Annotated in this window: 18 protein-coding genes; 13 read left to right on the top strand and 5 right to left on the bottom strand. The window is 38.5% G+C overall.

The genetic code is table 11. The annotated features are described in order from the left end of the window. Nucleotides 1-9: 9 nt before the first annotated feature. The 4 genes from ACSKT4_RS12785 to ACSKT4_RS12770 all read right to left on the bottom strand — a co-directional run bounded on the left by ACSKT4_RS12785 (nt 10) and on the right by ACSKT4_RS12770 (nt 3,656). Nucleotides 10-666: a hypothetical protein gene (locus ACSKT4_RS12785; RefSeq protein ID WP_186868004.1), complete on the bottom strand. Its 657-nt coding sequence runs from the start codon at nt 664-666 to the stop codon at nt 10-12. 116 nt (nt 667-782) lie between these two features. Continuing rightward, nucleotides 783-1,202, bottom strand: coding sequence for a MarR family winged helix-turn-helix transcriptional regulator (locus tag ACSKT4_RS12780; protein ID WP_186868005.1), 420 nt, complete (start codon nt 1,200-1,202; stop codon nt 783-785). A gap of 106 nt (nt 1,203-1,308) precedes the next feature. Further along, complete coding sequence (locus ACSKT4_RS12775) at nt 1,309-1,923, bottom strand: DUF2306 domain-containing protein (RefSeq protein WP_186868006.1); 615 nt, start codon at nt 1,921-1,923, stop codon at nt 1,309-1,311. A gap of 728 nt (nt 1,924-2,651) precedes the next feature. Continuing rightward, nucleotides 2,652-3,656, bottom strand: coding sequence for a DJ-1/PfpI family protein (locus tag ACSKT4_RS12770; RefSeq protein ID WP_465823536.1), 1,005 nt, complete (start codon nt 3,654-3,656; stop codon nt 2,652-2,654). A gap of 184 nt (nt 3,657-3,840) precedes the next feature. On the opposite strand from ACSKT4_RS12770, the gene ACSKT4_RS12765 reads away from it, so the two are divergent. The 12 genes from ACSKT4_RS12765 to ACSKT4_RS12710 all read left to right on the top strand — a co-directional run bounded on the left by ACSKT4_RS12765 (nt 3,841) and on the right by ACSKT4_RS12710 (nt 13,530). Next, complete coding sequence (locus tag ACSKT4_RS12765) at nt 3,841-4,524, top strand: response regulator transcription factor (protein WP_186868007.1); 684 nt, start codon at nt 3,841-3,843, stop codon at nt 4,522-4,524. Between the two features lies 1 nt (nt 4,525). Beyond that, on the top strand, nt 4,526-5,854 hold the full coding sequence (locus ACSKT4_RS12760) for a sensor histidine kinase (protein ID WP_186868008.1): 1,329 nt from the start codon (nt 4,526-4,528) through the stop codon (nt 5,852-5,854). A gap of 47 nt (nt 5,855-5,901) precedes the next feature. After that, nucleotides 5,902-7,299: a polysaccharide deacetylase family protein gene (locus tag ACSKT4_RS12755; protein ID WP_186868009.1), complete on the top strand. Its 1,398-nt coding sequence runs from the start codon at nt 5,902-5,904 to the stop codon at nt 7,297-7,299. A 204-nt stretch (nt 7,300-7,503) separates the two neighbouring features. Next, entirely contained in the window at nt 7,504-7,998 is a 495-nt protein-coding gene (locus ACSKT4_RS12750; RefSeq protein ID WP_186868010.1) for a hypothetical protein, read from the top strand. Nucleotides 7,999-8,255: 257 nt separating this feature from the next. Further along, nucleotides 8,256-8,882, top strand: coding sequence for a uridine kinase family protein (locus ACSKT4_RS12745; protein WP_186868011.1), 627 nt, complete (start codon nt 8,256-8,258; stop codon nt 8,880-8,882). Further along, the gene (locus ACSKT4_RS12740) at nt 8,879-9,136 is read left to right on the top strand and encodes a hypothetical protein (RefSeq protein ID WP_186868012.1); all 258 of its coding nucleotides are present in this window, start codon (nt 8,879-8,881) and stop codon (nt 9,134-9,136) included. The genes ACSKT4_RS12745 and ACSKT4_RS12740 overlap by 4 nt, the downstream gene beginning before the upstream one ends. A 56-nt stretch (nt 9,137-9,192) precedes the next feature. Beyond that, nucleotides 9,193-9,375: a hypothetical protein gene (locus tag ACSKT4_RS12735; protein WP_186868013.1), complete on the top strand. Its 183-nt coding sequence runs from the start codon at nt 9,193-9,195 to the stop codon at nt 9,373-9,375. Between the two features lie 248 nt (nt 9,376-9,623). Then, a complete protein-coding gene (locus tag ACSKT4_RS12730; protein ID WP_186868014.1) occupies nt 9,624-10,103 on the top strand; it encodes a GNAT family N-acetyltransferase in 480 nt (159 codons plus the stop codon). Nucleotides 10,104-10,402: 299 nt separating this feature from the next. Beyond that, complete coding sequence (locus ACSKT4_RS12725) at nt 10,403-11,206, top strand: nucleotidyltransferase family protein (protein WP_186868015.1); 804 nt, start codon at nt 10,403-10,405, stop codon at nt 11,204-11,206. 176 nt (nt 11,207-11,382) lie between these two features. Beyond that, nucleotides 11,383-12,360, top strand: a complete 978-nt coding sequence (locus ACSKT4_RS12720; RefSeq protein ID WP_186868016.1) for an HD domain-containing protein — start codon at nt 11,383-11,385, stop codon at nt 12,358-12,360. A gap of 73 nt (nt 12,361-12,433) precedes the next feature. After that, nucleotides 12,434-13,063 carry an HD domain-containing protein gene (locus tag ACSKT4_RS12715; RefSeq protein ID WP_425516465.1) on the top strand — a complete coding sequence of 210 codons (630 nt, stop codon included), beginning with the start codon at nt 12,434-12,436 and terminating at the stop codon, nt 13,061-13,063. A gap of 200 nt (nt 13,064-13,263) precedes the next feature. Then, nucleotides 13,264-13,530, top strand: a complete 267-nt coding sequence (locus tag ACSKT4_RS12710) for a CPCC family cysteine-rich protein (RefSeq protein WP_186868017.1) — start codon at nt 13,264-13,266, stop codon at nt 13,528-13,530. 121 nt (nt 13,531-13,651) lie between these two features. On the opposite strand, the gene ACSKT4_RS12705 is transcribed toward ACSKT4_RS12710, so the two are convergent. Further along, nucleotides 13,652-14,821 (bottom strand): MFS transporter, encoded by a 1,170-nt coding sequence (locus tag ACSKT4_RS12705; protein WP_186868018.1) that lies wholly within the window; start codon nt 14,819-14,821, stop codon nt 13,652-13,654. 81 nt (nt 14,822-14,902) lie between these two features. Here ACSKT4_RS12705 and yeiL point away from each other — a divergent pair, with 81 nt between their 5' ends. After that, nucleotides 14,903-15,574: a transcriptional regulator YeiL gene (gene yeiL, locus ACSKT4_RS12700; protein ID WP_186868019.1), complete on the top strand. Its 672-nt coding sequence runs from the start codon at nt 14,903-14,905 to the stop codon at nt 15,572-15,574. The last annotated feature ends 53 nt before the right edge of the window (nt 15,575-15,627 follow it).

The following is a 15,627-nucleotide window of genomic DNA, read 5'->3' as shown; positions in this document are numbered from 1 at the left end:
ACCAGCAAACTATTGTTTATGTATTTGTTCAACCTTTGATGTTGGATGGAGGGTATAAGAATCGGAGTAGCTCATGTGTCTAATATGACAATTAGGTCCTATTTGAATTGTCCTTCCTTTAATTGAATTGGCGATTGTTGAATGAAGCTTTACATCCTCGCCTACAATAGCGGAACAAATTAATTGTTTTTTATGAATGAACCATCCCCTCTTTTCTAAGTCTACTTCTATGTGCTTCCCTTGAAGCGTTTCAATTTTGCTTTTACCAGTTAAAGCTATGGAGATGTAGTTGGATTTGACAATAGCTGCTTTAACAACACCTTTAGCCACAAAGTGATCTGCGGTAATCGCCTGCTTGACTGATAGTATCCCACTACTCTGGATCGTCATAGCTGTTCCTTCGGTTAACGTGAGGGATCCGATATTGGTAATCTCGTCAGCGTGTAATGAATGAAAGGTAGAGACCCCTTTTGAGTTTAGTTTGCCGACGGTTGCATGAGATAGAAATGTTGCACGACCTAAAATAAATAAACTCTCAGACTCTAGTTCCTGCTGACATGTAACTGCCCCATTAATCCGTATCAAGGCGTAATCCAGTAACCTTTCTTTAATCAGACCACTTGTTTTGGTCAACTTTTTGCAGCGGTTAGAAGCTTTGTTATCCAAGAAAATCCCCCTTTTCTAAATTGTTTTAATAAGTATATATTTTAATGATTAAAATATATACTTATTAAATATAGAAGTCAATAAAAAATACCCTTAAGATTTACTTAAGAGCATGTTTAGGTAATGGTAGACATTAATTTATTTACTTGTACTAGTGTTGTTGCTATTTTTTCTATTTCTTTTTCAGGGAATTTCTTAAATAATTCCCTTATCTTCTGTTCGCCTTGGGGAGTGAGGACCATTTTTACAATACGGCGATCCATTGGGTCCTTAGTTCGTTCAATGTATGATTGCTTCTCTAGCTTATCACACATTGCTGTTACTGCCCCTGGTGTAACATGAAAAAATTCTGCAATATCCGTAGCCTTCATTCCATCCTGTTTCTTCAGCTGGAACAATAACACTAACTGGGATTGGGTAAGCTGTTCACCCAACGTGATTCGATTGACAAATTGTTGGGACTGCTTCTGGATATCGATTATTTCTTCTATAATATAGTGAATAAGGTCGCTGTTTTGGAGATTATCGTTTATCATGCTATCCCACCTAAATTATTTCATTTAGTAAAATATATAGGTGATATAATAAGTTGTCAATTCTTATCTTTTTACCGGCGCATGATCAGATGAACTGTTATATCCATTATAAAAAGATCCTCTTCCTAATAAAAATTTCTGCCAAAAGTAAATTAAGAATCCAACATGACCACACTGCTATAGTATAAGAAAGGCTATACGGGATATTCATGATCGTATGCAAAATGAGTACGACTATATAAATAGTCATATTGGCAAATGTAAGAAAGAAGCTCCGAGTCATCCATGTACTGTGTAAGCTTACTTTTTTCCTTTTAATATTCCAATAGGCTAACACGGTTGTATAAAGCCATAGCGAATTCAAAATAAGAAAGCCAACCGTGCTAATCCATCCCCCAGTAGCAAAGAAAGAGACATAGATTCCTGGTATGAAGTTTAATAGAATCGATATGACATATATCCGCCCATTCCAACGGTGAACCTGAATGGATGTACGACGTATTTTCTTGAGCACGCCAATAGGCCCAGTAAGAAGGGAGATAATTGCCAGGAAAATATGCATACGAATCATGAGCAGCCACAGTGATTCATTGGTTAGAATGTCATCCTTCCTAGCAAGAAACTTCTCAAACGTAGGGTCAACCATGAAATTCTTTGAAAACGTATGGAAGACCCACATGATTGGAATGATGAAAACAATAGTAAGAATGAATTTCCTCATAAATAACTCCTCCGAAATTTAAAAAATGTATGGCGATTAGTCATGATGAATACGATCTCCGGGATCATTTGGGTAACAGAGGCATCCGCTCTGTTACCTTTTTTCCGTTATCTGTGATCAATAGGGTAACAGAGGCATCCTCTCAGTGCTTTTTTTCCGTTATCCGTGATCAATTAGGTAACAGAGAAGCTCTATCTGTGCCCTTTTTCCGTTAATCGTGATCATTTAGGTAACAGAGGAATCCTCTCAGTGCCCTTATTCCGTTAATCGTGATCATTTAGGTAACAGAGAAGCTCTGTCAGTGCCCTTATTCCGTTAATCGTGATCATTTAGGTAACAGAGAAGCTTTGTCAGTGCCCTTATTCCCTTATCCGTGATCAATTAGGTAACAGAGAAGCTCTGTCAGTGCCCTTTTTCCTTTATTCGTCATCATGTAGGTAACAGAGGCATCCTCTCAGTGCCCTTATTCCGTTATCCGTGATCAATTAGGTAACAGAGAAGCTCTGTCAGTGCCCTTTTTCCTTTATTCGTCATCATGTAGGTAACAGAGGCATCCTCTCAGTGCCCTTTTCCCGTCATCCGTAATCATTTGGTAACAAAGCCCTCCCCGTTCCCTTGTCTGAGACTGCACATTAGTTAGTACATAAGGAAGAGCGAAGAAAGTCCCTAAGAATAATGGTTAAGGTCCTGGATAAAATACGAGAATGGAATACATCATGTTCACCCTTCTAGGAAACAAGCTTTCCAACTAATTTAGATGATGGAAGCATTCCGGCCTTGACGATGCCACGCATTTTATTTCCCTTTACGGTAACGATAAATGTTAAGGTAAGCCGTATTGGCTTAGTCACTTTCATTGTCCATGTTAGGGAATCCCCGTCTAATGCGGGGTTATCAAGTGTTACGATTTCTTCACCTTGTTTGGCTGTACCAACTATACGGTTATTCTCCTTCTTTAAATCTAATAGGACGTTCATTTTACCAACAGGTGTGGATATCGTTGTATCCCATAGCCCTTGAAAATCTATTCCATCTCCTGATTGTGTAGAAGATGTTTCTTTGGGTAATTCCGATTGATCTCCTTGTTGCTGTACTATTGGAGTATCTCCCTCGGCCTTCCAAACAGTTCCTCTACGTTCATACTCAAATAACTGCTCTACGGCGTGTGCTATACGTGGACCTAACTCGCCTTCTACTAAATAAAGAGCAAGATCCAATCCCGAAGTAACCCCGCCAGCTGTAATAAGGTTTTGATCGGCCACGACACGTGCTTGTATTGGAATCGCACCTGTCGCTCCTAAAAGCTTCATACCTAAATGATGGGTAACCGCGTGACGCCCTTCTAGTAAACCAGCCATCGCTAGGATAAGAGAACCGCCACAAACGGTCGCTAACACAACATTAGGGTTCTCCATCGCCCCCTCTAAAAGTCTAGGTAAATCGGTCTCAGTTGCTTGTTGTAATTTTGCCGGAATAGAATCCATACCGGTAGGGTCAAGTGTTCCAGAAGCACCAGGGACGACAATAATTCCTTTTTGATTAATATCAAGCTTAGCGCTTGCTTGAAGTACTACTTGGTTATCTCCACTCGGGACGGTGCGCTTCCCTTCAGCGGAAACAAAGGTTACTGATATGGGCTTGTCTGTGTACAAGGCAGCAGAAGTAAAGACTTCATACGGGGCTATTGCGTCTAATAAATCAAATCCATCGAATAAAACAATTTGAACATGAATGTGTATTCCTCCTAATTTAAAGTTGTCTTTCCAAGGAGAATGATAAACTTAAAGCTTCTCAAATAATGCTACATAAGTATCACAAAACCATCACAAAACGAGGAACTAGCTTGTCGCTAATGAGAAACGTGATACACTGAATTTAGACTACTAGTAGGGGTTTTTTAGAAAAGGCGGGATTTTAATGAACGAAACCTATACGGTATTAGTTGTAGATGATGATCATCATATTGTGGAGCTGTTGCGGGATTTCTTAGAGGTGGACGGATTTAATGTGAAAACGGCAAATAATGGAGCACAAGCATTGGCAGTTTTAAAACAGGGAACGATTGATTGTCTCATTCTAGATGTTATGATGCCTGGGCTAAATGGCTTTGAATTATGCAGACAAATTCGTGAAGAAAGTGATGTTCCGATTCTATTTTTGAGTGCTCGCGGTGATGACGTAGATAAAATTCGCGGCTTATCCCTAGGTGGCGACGACTATATTGTAAAGACTGCCTCTCCAGGTGAAATTGTTGCCAGAGTAAAGGCGGTGCTGCGTAGATCTAGTCAAGGGGAAAAGAATATGAAGGTATTGGATTATGGTCGACTTACCATTCATTTATCAACAAGAGAAGTCATGATTGAAGGGAAAAAAATCTCGTTAACGCCGAAGGAATATGACCTGCTACGACTATTTGCAGAGCATCCAAAATTTGTATTTTCCTATGAGCAATTATTAGAGAAGTTTTGGGAAGGAATTGGCGATAAGCACACCGTACGGGTCCATATTAGTCGACTTCGGGAAAAAATTGAAGCCGATCCTAATCAGCCAGAATTTATCACGAATGAGTGGGGCATCGGCTATCGCTTTAAAGGAGAATAACATGAAAACGATACGGATTCGGACGTTTACTATACTTTGTTGTACGTTCTTAACATTAGTGCCATGGGTGTTTTTTGTTACAGTACATGTAATGGAAACAAAATCATTTCGTTTCGACATAAAGGAAGAACAAAGGAATCAATTGGAGCAAACGATTCAGCTAGTAGAAGAAAATAAAGCGAATTGGACGAGTCCTGTATGGCAGGATCAGTTCAATCAACATCTAAAGGAAAGTAAGATCGATGTATCTATCCAATCAGCATCAGACGATGTTATTTTTGAATCAAGCTCCTATCAGGAACGCACCTCCAGGAAGTCTGAACAAGTTACGGTTATAGAAGATGGTCAGATTGTGGGAAGGGTTTACGTCTCCTATTCGAATACGAGAATGAATCAAACTATTGCCGCGATATTGGGCTTTGTCATAGCGTTACTGCTAAGCGCGCTCGCCTTCCGCAAATATATTTTGAAACCACTAGAAGGGATGGGCTCAGGTGCAAGGCAAATTGCAGAAGGAGACTTAGATGTTGAATTGCCAAAGTCTATCGTGACAGAGATAGCAGATGTGCGCGATGGATTTAATGTAATGGTGGAAGGTTTGAAAAAATCATTTCGTAAGCAGGCAGAATTAGATGAGAATCGTCGTTTTGTCATTGCTGCAGTAGCCCATGATTTACGAACACCATTATTTGCCCTACGTGGTTATTTAGATGGACTTGAACAGGGGATAGCGGATTCGCCAGAAAAAAGAGCAAAGTATCTCGCCGTATGTAAAGAAAAGTCCGCACAGCTAGACCGTTTGGTAGAGGATTTATTCACTTATAAGAAGACAGAAATCAGTGAAATGGAACTTAAGAAAAACAAGGTTAACCTGGAGCAAGTAGTCGAACATGCCATCGATACGCTTACTCCAAGTGCAAAGGATAAGAATATCACCATGATGAGGACAGGGTTAGAGGGAGATGTCGTAGTTACAGGAGATGCGCATTTGTTGGAACGAGCAATAACCAACATATTGGATAATGCAGTTCGGCACACACCTCCTCATGGCAAAATCACCATCCATCTGGAACAAGCAAATCAACAAGTAATCTTTTCTGTACGTGATACTGGAGTGGGATTTACTGAAGAGGAATTGAAGCATGCATTTGACCCGCTATTTCGTGGGGAAAAATCAAGGAATGCTTTGACTGGAGGGGCTGGTCTAGGACTAACCATCTCACAGAGGATTATCAGGCTCCACGGTGGAGCACTAACAGTAACCAATCATGCAACGGGCGGGGCGATTGTGAAAGGATCATTACCGTGGTATTGTGAACCCACTCTATGAGGCGTAAATAGGAAGAGTTTACAACAAGAATTAGAAGGTGCTAATAAATGAGACAGAAACTAGTTTATTTCGTATTACCGATTATGTTAATCCTAGGTATTGTGTTATTCTTCGTTTTTTCCAGTAATGACTCTGATTCAGACACATCAGAAAAACAAGGCGCGAAGGAAACTGAAACGGAACAATCCGCCTATCCGGGCGTTAATATCATAACAGAAGTGTTAGAAGAGGAAGCATATCACCTTGCCATCCATTATCCCGAATTTGACGACGAGCAGTTAAATAAGAAAATGAATGATTATGTATCCAAATCAAAGCAAGAATTTCTCCAAGAGGTAGAGGATACAGAGGAGCTTTCTCAAGGTCATAATGCCTCCTTCTATTTATCCTTTGACATTTACCCAGTGGTGGAAAACGTGTATTCCATTGTATTTACAAAGGAAAGTTTTTTTGGTGGGGCCAACGGTATGCAAATATCTAAAATATTTATACCGGATATAGAGAACAACCAATTTATCGACCAAAAAAATATTGTAAAGGATACGGAAGAAAGTAGAGAAGAGATTTACCAGAAGTTACTGCATGCATTTAAAAACGATGAAGCATACAGTCCATTCTTTTTTGAAGAAGAGCTACAAAAATGGATCGATGATGAGAATAATACGTTCTCTAATGTATACCTGACGGATGAGTCCATTATCTTTAAATTTGATAAGTATGAGGTTACCGCAGGTGTTGCAGGATTTCCGGAAATTGCTATCCCATTAGTAGAAATGCAAGATTTACTGACCGATAAGTGGAAAGAACGGTTAGATGTTCCAGACCAGACAGCAGAAGATTCTGAACCACCAAAACCAAACGAAGAGCAAGGTTTAGAACAGGAAGTTCCAGCTGGAAAAAAGCGAGTTGCTCTTACATTTGACGATGGACCACATCCAAGTAATACACAGGAGATTTTGAAGTTGTTAGATGAGCATCAGGCAAAGGCTACCTTTTTCATGCTTGGAAATAGAGCAGTTTTCTATCCTGACATCGTCAAGGAAGTGGCTGCGAAAGGACATGAGATTGGAAATCACACATGGAGCCATAAGGATTTAACAACATTAAGCAATGAGGAGATTAGGGAGGAGTTCCAGCAGACCGATGACGTTATTCTAAGTGTACTAGGCGTATCACCAACTGCATTTCGACCACCGTATGGTGCGATTAATGACCAAGTGACTGATGTAATCGGAATTCCATCTACGTTATGGACCATCGATACATTAGATTGGAAATCACATGATCCCGATCAGGTACTAAGCATTGTGAAGGAAAATGTACAAGATGGATCCATTATTTTAATGCATGATATTCATGCAACCACAGTAGAAGCGGTGGAACTCGTGTTAGATTACTTAGAGGCAGAAGGCTATGCGTTTGTAACGGTTTCTGATATCAATTAACTATCTTTCCTAATAAAAAATAATTCAGTAGGGTAAGTGTTTCTTCATAAGAATTCCAATTCAAAAATAAGCTAAACCAAGCAGTCGTAATGTATTTTGTTTTCTTTGGCTGATAGTATAAAGATCTTTCCAGCCAGCTTCAGAATAATGAACGCATTCGCAAACAGCCGTGTGAATACAGTTTTATTAGGAGAGGGAAACGAAATGAAGAATAAAGCAGTATGGGGAATTGTGGTGTTAGTCGTTGTTTTAGCCGTTTTGATAATTTGGTGGATTCAATCACCCCAGAAGGAAGCGGAAGATAACTCGGAATATGAAGAGCAAGAGCGTATTCGGGACTTTTTCACGGAGCTTAGACAGCATGGTGGCTATCTTTATACCGGAGAAGAAGAGTTGTTTTTCCTTAATTTTAACGAGGCACTCCTAGAAGGGGAGCTAACTGGGAATTTATTAATAATCGAGCATACAGATGATAAAAATAACCCCTATAAAGAAACGAGCTATCAAGTAAACGGCATAACCGATGGACATATTTTGGAACTTTATACGACCGTGGATGGGGAGTCTGTCGAGCTAGCTGGTCAATTCCATGATGGTGCAGAACGTTTGGAACTATCCTTCTGGATGACAGAGGATCAATTGATGTTTCATGCAGTTACGGAAGAGGAATTCAATCAGTTTTATGAGGAATATAACTAATGGCTTGGGATTAGCAGGAGAAATAAATAGTAAATACTAGATGGATTAGCATACCAATTAACATATGTATTGGTATGCTTTTTTCTATAGAAAAGCTGAGTCTTACTTTATTTAAGACGGTGTAAAATAATGTAAATGGTACAACGAATTTGTGTTAAGATAGAGTTGAAGATTTAGAATATTTCGCACCCTGTTGAGCGGAGTGAAGTCGTTATAGACAGATAGGTAGCATAGATTACTAGCAAGGAGAATGAGGGTTGGATACATTAATTCAAGAAATCACACGATGGATTCATCAGGCAGATGGGAAGCGGATTATTGGAATTTCTGGTCATGGAGCTGCTGGGAAGAGCACTTTTGCCCATGCATTAATAGAAAAGCTAGATTGCCAGGTTACGTATCTAAATACCGATCCATACATCGTGAGCTCAGTAATAAGAAAACATGCATTAATTGATTATACACATAAAGGTACAGCCTATCGATTTAAGATGACTGCTTGTCATCCTGCTGCACATCATATCCCTTCCTTGGAAAGGGATATACGGATGCTAAAGGAAGGAATGGATTTACGTACGATAGATACCCATTATGCAAAAAGTGAGGTACTATCCTCACATAACAAGATAACCATTGTAGAAGGCATGAGTGTAGCGTTTGCCAATCCGGAGCTATTTGATTTACTCATTTATTTTTATACCGATGGGGATACGGAACTAAAAAGGCGATCCATACGTGATATAGAAAAAAGAGGAGCAAACATGGATTATTTACTGCAATCCCATCAACAAAGACGTATACAATACGAGGAGTTTATGCATCAATACAGTAAAAACTTCGATATTGTAATGAAAAGCGCGGATGATAAATGGTTGGGCATATGAATAAGGATAAAAAACATTTATTTCTTAATATGGTTGTTGGTACAATTGGAATGCTTTTATTAGGTATCGGATTATTACAATATGTATCAATCAGTCCACAAGGTTTTGGTCTAATGACAATAGGCTATGCATTAGTAAATAGTTATATTTTTTATTTAGAAGCAAAGGCTGGGATAAGCAATAAATTAATCTGGATTCAATCCATTCTTGCGGTGACTGTTTTACTAGTCATAGCGTATTTTATGTATGTTTAAAGCGTCTAAGATTTCATTATAAGGAGGAGAGAACCATTAATAGAGATCAGAAATTAATGATTATCTTTATTCTGTTAGCTTCTTCGTTTATAGGTCTAGGCAATGCACTACATCCATTGATCAACTATTCACCAATAATTGGGTGGTTCTTGGGAATAACGTGTCAATTACTTGCTTTAGTAGTTGCTTTTAAATGGGAACTGAAGAGAACGTTAAGTAAGCAAAAGGGGCAACCTTAGTCAAACGCGTTATCTTTTTCTCCAAGGTAAAACCGAACCCTATTTTAATTAATCTAGAAACATTACTGTTCTTTATCGCATTGGTTAGTTATGTAACTTTTCACTCTTAAAGGAGTGTAAAGAAATGTAATTGATTCAAATTACGTTTAATTACGTGAAATGGAGAAGGATTGAAAAGCAAGTATATCAACAGAAAAGAACGACTAGTTTGTATCTGAATGTAAACGAGATGACAGAGGTGACCTAGTATGAAGTATTGTGCGGTAGCAGAATTACCTAAAAGTAGAATAATAGACTTTTTTCAGCAACATTGGGGAAGTCCGGAAATGGTTATTTCCAGCGGTGTTTATGATTGTAGCACATTAGATGGTGTTGCTGCTTTAAATGAAGAAGATACCATGATTGGTCTAATTACGTACATCATAAAAGATCACGAATGTGAAATTATTTCATTAGATAGCACCGAGGAAGGAAAAGGAATAGGGTCAGCTTTAGTTCAAGAGGTGGAAAAGCTTGCAATGGAGAAAAACTGTAAGCAGATAAAGCTCATCACAACAAATGATAATTTACTAGCGTTAAGGTTTTATCAGAAGCGAGGCTTTACCCTATCAAAAATTTTGCCGAATGCAGTGGAGCAAGCAAGAAAGCTTAAACCAGAGATCCCTTTAATAGGGAACGAAGGCATCCCTATTAAAGACGAAATTGTATTAATCAAGGTATTAAACTAAAAGCTTGGGCTCCTAAGCTATTTTGAGCTTATATAGAGGGACATATTTGGCGATTACATAAAATTAAAACGAGAATATAGGCTTCGATATAGTGACCAAAGTGGGTCGCTTTTTTCTTAATAAAGGAAAGCGGGAAAGTAAGCCTCTATCCTAGGTGAGCGAGGAAAGTAGGGAAAGGAAACAGAGTTAAACCAAAATGAGAGAAGAAAGCAGGAAAAGGAACCAGAGCTAAAGTATAATAAAAACAATCAGAATAGGAAGACTCCATCGCACATAGAGTTAGAAAAAGGGAGGAGTAAATGGTGAGCTTAAGAACTGGCTATGGTCTAGATGCTAGTGGATTTATTATAAGCGATGTTCATATCGATAAAATAGATAATGACTATATGGCTTGTATTCAGGAATCTGTTGAGCGTCTTAGGAAAAGGTTTGGTCAATGCTTACATAGTGTTTATGTCTATGGTAGTGTGGCTAGAGGTGAAGCGACTCGGGTTAAATCAGATTTAGACCTCCTTGCACTTTTTAATCGTAAATTGAATCCTGATGAATTAAACGATTTAAAGAAACTTAGTGGAGAAATGTCTCAAACGTATCGTGCTCTCGTTCGGGATGTCGGTATTGCAGTTACTGATTATGATTATACTGTAGACCCAGCTAATTATTACGAAAATGCATTTCTTAGGGAGATTTGTGTTTGTGTGTATGGAAAGGATGTAGGGGAACAATTTGGTCCATATAAACTAACCTCGGAGATAGCGATTCAATTCAATGGAGATATTTGCGAGGCGCTTAACCGGGCATTAAGTAGACTAGAAACAGCCTCCAATGAGGAAGTTAAGACATTTACACAAGGCTTCGCTCGTAAGCTTATTCGAACATACTATTCCATGGTGATGGCACGTTCTCAGATTTGGACGACAAGACTCCATGAGCAAGCAGAAGTCGTTATCCAACACTTTCCAAATAAAGAATCTGTCATTCATACCCTGCTAAATTGGATAGAGGAACCACCGTCTGACAGGAAGCGTGTAAGTGAGTTATATAAGCGCGAAGGAGAATGGGCATGTGCAAATTTTATACGGGAAGCGAAGATGACCTCTTGAATTCCTCTCCTTTTATTACGATATATATTAAAGAATTTTTCCCAATTTAATAATAAAACGTAACCAAGGCGATGTAAGAGAATCGCCTTTTCATTTTGGAGAAACATACTATTTTTGTACTATTAAACTATAAGGTTATTCTAGAATTCTAACTAACAGTTTAAGGGAGATAGGAAATGATTATCTATGATGAAATTTATGGGGAATTTGAAGTAGATGGTGTATTAGAAGAATTGATTTTAAGTAAGCCAGTACAACGGTTAAAAGGAATTCATCAAGGTGGGGCAAGCTACTTGGTGAAGGAAGAATGGGATGAAACGCGTTTTAGTCATTCCGTAGGTGTTATGTTGTTAATTAGAAAACTTGGTGGATCGATAGAGGAGCAAATCGCAGGATTATTACATGACGTCTCCCACACCGCCTTTTCGCATGTCATTGATTTTGTTTTTGAAAATAAGGAAGAAGATTATCATGAAAAAATATATAGCTCCGTTGTGGAAAACTCTGAAATTCCCAACATTTTAATGAAACATGGCTATCATTATGAAGACCTATTGCTCGATGAAACAAAGTGGACATTGTTGGAACAGCCAGCACCAGAGCTTTGTGCCGATAGGGTGGATTATACGCTTCGTGATATGTATGCATATGGAAATATCACGTTGGAAGAGGTTAATCGTTTTTTAGATAATGTAGTCGTTGTGGAAGGGAAAATGTATCTACAAAACATAGAAATTGCCGAATGGTTTGTCGAAACATATTACAAAGAAGTGATCGACTTCTTTATGGATCCGTTAAATATCTATGGTTATGATATATTAGCTAAGGCACTGAAGCGATCATTAGAAAAAAACATTATTAACCTTGATGATTTCCTTGGTACGGATGAGGATGTAATCAAAAAGATAAAATTATCAGAGGATCAAGATGTACTACAATTCATGCGAAGACTTCATTTTAATGTGAAAGTCAAAGAAGATCGGCAGCACTATGACATACATCGGAAAAATAAAGTCCGCATGATTGATCCGTCCATATATATGAATGGAGAATTAATACCGTCATCAGAGTTATCCGAAAGCGTAAGAAACATGGGACGTGCAGCATACGAGAAAGCAAACAGAGGGATGTATGTCAAAATAATTTCTAATTAACTCCCCACCAAAAAGGGATGAGTTAGTTTAAACGTTATTTTGGATGTACACTAAAGTTATTGGGGGAAGAAGCATGAAAACAGAGCTGATGAAAGTCATGGAAATAATCAAGCTAGGTGAAAAGCTAAAGTATGAAATGCGACATAGCTGGCTATCTAATGGCAGACAAGAAAGTGTAGCAGAGCATACGTGGAGAGTCTCTTTAATGGCTATGTTATTAGAACCTTATTTAAAACAGAAAGTAGATGCTTCAAGACTACTAAAGATGATAATAATCCATGATTTAGTAGAGGCAGATGCAGGTGATATCCCAGCATTTGATACGATGGATAATGTTAAGGTAAAAGAGCAAAAAGCCTTAAATGAAATTAAATCCATCGAAAAAATTAGAGATACACTAGGGAATTCGTTGGGAGAGGAACTCTATCATCTCTGGTTTGAATTTGAGAATAAAGAAACATATGAAGCAAAGGTTGCTAATGCCTTAGATAAACTAGAGGCACAAATACAACATAACGAAGCTGATATAGCAACATGGATTGATATCGAACATAGAATGAGCTTTATGATGGACCGGTATGTAGCGTTTGACCAGAATCTTCAACTGTTCAAGGACATTATTGAAGAAGAAGCTATGGAGAAGTTGACTGCAGCTGGAATAGATGCTGATCGGATAAAGAAAGAGGTCTTGTCTTCTTCCTAGCGATGCACCGATACTAGGTGAAGGTGTACCTAAAACAAAGAAGGATGCGCCCACTCTGTGATAAGATGAGCCCAAAGAAAAGGAACATGTGCCCACCCCGGGATCGGATGAGCCCAAACAAAAGAAAGAAGCGCCCATCCCAGGATCAGGTACACCCAACCTAAAAAACATCAGCAAATTTTACTATAAGAGGTGAATACATGAAATATACTTGTCCTTGTTGCGGATATAAGACATTAGTTGAAGAACCACCAGGTACGTTTGATATATGTGAAATCTGTTTTTGGGAAGATGATGATTATCAATATGAATTTGTAGATGATACAGGTGCGAATGATGTATCCTTCAGAGAAGCACAACAAAATTTCATAGCATTTGGAGCAGTAAATCAAAGATGCTTGGAGTTTGTGAGGCCGCCTAAAAAAACGGATATGAGGGACCCGAATTGGAAGTGTTTAGGTGAATGAAGTGCCGAATTAAGGCTACATAGTATGGAGAAAATATGTAAGGATGGATAACTAGAGATTGGGACAATCCAAGGAAGATGAAGAACGTTACTCCCAATCTCTATACCCGTACTAAATTCTATCAATTAATCGAAACATGTTCCTTTTTACGCTCTAACCCCCGGTAAACGAAAGCTAGAACCATAGCTGGAATTGTACAAACGATCATACCGATAAAGGCGAATCTCGGTTCTACTTCGTATAAATATCCCCCGAAAATAGTAAATACGGCTGTACTCCAGCTTAGAGCTAATGCCGAATACATCCCTTGTGCATTAGGTATTTGTGCGTTCGGAATATGCTTGATTAAATATTTCATAAAAGCATAATGTCCCATCGCAAAAGAAAGGGCATGTAGCAACTGCGCAATACTAAACACGATTACATTCGGGAAAGCGAACACTAATATCCAACGTATGGTCGAACCGAATGCAGCTAAAGTCAGCAGTGATCCGACAGAATATTTCTGAAAGCCTTTGTCCGCTATCGCAAAGAATAGAATTTCTGCTAAAACAGCAATGTTAATGATAACGCCAATCAGATAAACAGGTGCACCGATATCCTGTAAAAAGATGTAGCCATAATTGTAATAAGTAGCATGTGCTGCTTGTAGTAGGATAACAATAATCAAGACGATGCTAAAGTGCTTTATACGGAACAACTGGAGCATGCCACTGCGCGAACTACTCGCTTGTGGTTTTTCTGCTAAAACGGTTGGTGTTTGCATAAAGCCTAGTCCAACAAATCCAATCATACCAAGTAATAATGCCCATAAAATGATGTCATCACCAAATCTATCGGTAAAAATAGTCAATACCATGCCGACAGACACAAATCCAATCGAACCCCATTGCCGGGCTCTACCATAATGCTGTAATTCTTTATTTTGCATCAGGACACCAGCAGCGCTATCTAATGCAGGCATCAGTGTTGGATAAAAGATATGTATGCCTATTGTGACGATTAGTAGACTAGTAAAGTCGCTTGCAGGAATATAACAGAGAATCGCAATAATCGTACTAATTCCTGTTACATGCAATAACATTTTACTGCTAATTTTCCCGGAGAAATACGGAAATGCAAATAAGGTAGACAAGCCTCTAGCCACTAGACCTAAACTCATAATCAAGCTAGCCTCTGAGACACTAATACCCTTTGTATAAATCATCCACCCTGACCAATAAGGTAGAAAAATTCCCCATGTTAGAAAAAAACTAAAAAACTGCATACTCATCCAACGTTGTGTATTCATTCTCTGTCCCCCTTGTTGATTGCATGATATCATGGAAGTATCCAGTAAGAATATGAGATATCTCTTATTATGAGGTGAGAAATGGAAATTTACAAAGGCGAGAAAAAGCGGAAATTTATAGAAGAGAACGCAATCGGTCATTTATTTTCGTTTCCAATAGAGGAGTACATGGAAGTCCATGAATACAGGCGGGATGATTGGATTATTCAAGAAGGTATGCGACCCAATTATTTATTTTATGTGATAGAGGGAAAGGCAAAGATTTACATTACCCATCAGAACGGAAAGGTTTCCTTAATTAATTTTATCAATGAAAGTGAATATATTGGTGAAATGGAATTGTTACATGACGTGTATTATACAAAGGGTATTCAAGCGACAACGAAGACGATCTGCTTTGCGCTTCCTATAACCCACTATCGAAAGAAATTACTGGAAGATACGAAGTTCCTTAGAGAATTGACGAAATTCTTAAGTTTGAAGGCGACCAATATGGCGGCTAAATATTCACAGAGCCTCGCCTTTCCACTAGAAAACAGACTTGCAGATTTTATTTTGCAAACGGCAGACCGAGGGGTGTATAAAGAAAAGCATGTAACAGTTTGTGATTATTTAGGCGTGTCATACCGCCATTTATTGTATGTACTAAACCAATTTTGTGAAAAACGATACCTGTTAAAAGTAGGCCGTAACTATGAAATTTATCAGTATGATGCATTACACTCGCTTGCCAAGGTTATAGAGAATAAATAAGGAGTATAGTAGGCAAAGCATGGATAGGATACAAATACATTACGATAAGGGGT

The sequence above is a fragment of the Ornithinibacillus liuyingii genome (genome assembly GCF_055550225.1).
Note: the sequence above shows the minus strand (reverse complement) of the source record. Positions and strands in the feature narration are given on the sequence as shown.

Coding starts and splice junctions, on each gene's coding strand:
- ACSKT4_RS12780 (WP_186868005.1), bottom strand. CDS start 1,202: ATGATAAACGATAATCTCCAAAACAGCGACCTTATTCACTATATTATA.
- ACSKT4_RS12775 (WP_186868006.1), bottom strand. CDS start 1,923: ATGAGGAAATTCATTCTTACTATTGTTTTCATCATTCCAATCATGTGG.
- ACSKT4_RS12765 (WP_186868007.1), top strand. CDS start 3,841: ATGAACGAAACCTATACGGTATTAGTTGTAGATGATGATCATCATATT.
- ACSKT4_RS12760 (WP_186868008.1), top strand. CDS start 4,526: ATGAAAACGATACGGATTCGGACGTTTACTATACTTTGTTGTACGTTC.
- ACSKT4_RS12755 (WP_186868009.1), top strand. CDS start 5,902: ATGAGACAGAAACTAGTTTATTTCGTATTACCGATTATGTTAATCCTA.
- ACSKT4_RS12750 (WP_186868010.1), top strand. CDS start 7,504: ATGAAGAATAAAGCAGTATGGGGAATTGTGGTGTTAGTCGTTGTTTTA.
- ACSKT4_RS12740 (WP_186868012.1), top strand. CDS start 8,879: ATGAATAAGGATAAAAAACATTTATTTCTTAATATGGTTGTTGGTACA.
- ACSKT4_RS12735 (WP_186868013.1), top strand. CDS start 9,193: ATGATTATCTTTATTCTGTTAGCTTCTTCGTTTATAGGTCTAGGCAAT.
- ACSKT4_RS12730 (WP_186868014.1), top strand. CDS start 9,624: ATGAAGTATTGTGCGGTAGCAGAATTACCTAAAAGTAGAATAATAGAC.
- ACSKT4_RS12725 (WP_186868015.1), top strand. CDS start 10,403: ATGGTGAGCTTAAGAACTGGCTATGGTCTAGATGCTAGTGGATTTATT.
- ACSKT4_RS12720 (WP_186868016.1), top strand. CDS start 11,383: ATGATTATCTATGATGAAATTTATGGGGAATTTGAAGTAGATGGTGTA.
- ACSKT4_RS12715 (WP_425516465.1), top strand. CDS start 12,434: ATGAAAACAGAGCTGATGAAAGTCATGGAAATAATCAAGCTAGGTGAA.
- ACSKT4_RS12710 (WP_186868017.1), top strand. CDS start 13,264: ATGAAATATACTTGTCCTTGTTGCGGATATAAGACATTAGTTGAAGAA.
- ACSKT4_RS12705 (WP_186868018.1), bottom strand. CDS start 14,821: ATGAATACACAACGTTGGATGAGTATGCAGTTTTTTAGTTTTTTTCTA.
- yeiL (WP_186868019.1), top strand. CDS start 14,903: ATGGAAATTTACAAAGGCGAGAAAAAGCGGAAATTTATAGAAGAGAAC.